This is a genomic window from Solihabitans fulvus (genome assembly GCF_008386585.1).
GTDB classification, from domain to species: Bacteria; Actinomycetota; Actinomycetes; order Mycobacteriales; family Pseudonocardiaceae; genus Solihabitans; species Solihabitans fulvus.
Genome location: NZ_VUOB01000354.1, coordinates 1 through 390, shown reverse-complemented (window position 1 = coordinate 390; position 390 = coordinate 1). Strand labels below are relative to the sequence as shown.

1 protein-coding gene is annotated in these 390 nt (G+C 50.8%); it reads left to right on the top strand.

The window, feature by feature from the left end:
• On the top strand, nucleotides 1–390 hold a 390-nt coding region (locus F0L68_RS46025; protein WP_188317150.1), incomplete at both ends, for a KH domain-containing protein.

Here is a 390-nt window from a genome sequence, read left to right as displayed (position 1 = left end):
AACAATATTTCTAAGAAGCGAAAATTTGTTGGAGATGGGGTTTTCAAGGCAGAACTCAATGAGTTCCTCACTAGGGAGCTGGCCGAGGACGGCTACTCCGGCGTGGAAGTGCGGGTCACTCCCATCCGCTCGGAGATCATTATTATGGCCACCAGGACACAGAGTGTGCTCGGAGAGAAAGGACGCAGAATCCGTGAGCTGTCTTCCGTAGTACAGAAGCGATTCAACATTCCAGAGCAATCTGTAGAATTGTATGCTGAAAAGGTGGCTACTCGTGGCCTTTGCGCTATCGCCCAGGCCGAATCTCTAAGATACAAGCTTATCGGAGGTCTCGCTGTACGTCGTGCTTGCTATGGTGTTCTCCGTTTCATCATGGAATCTGGTGCCCGT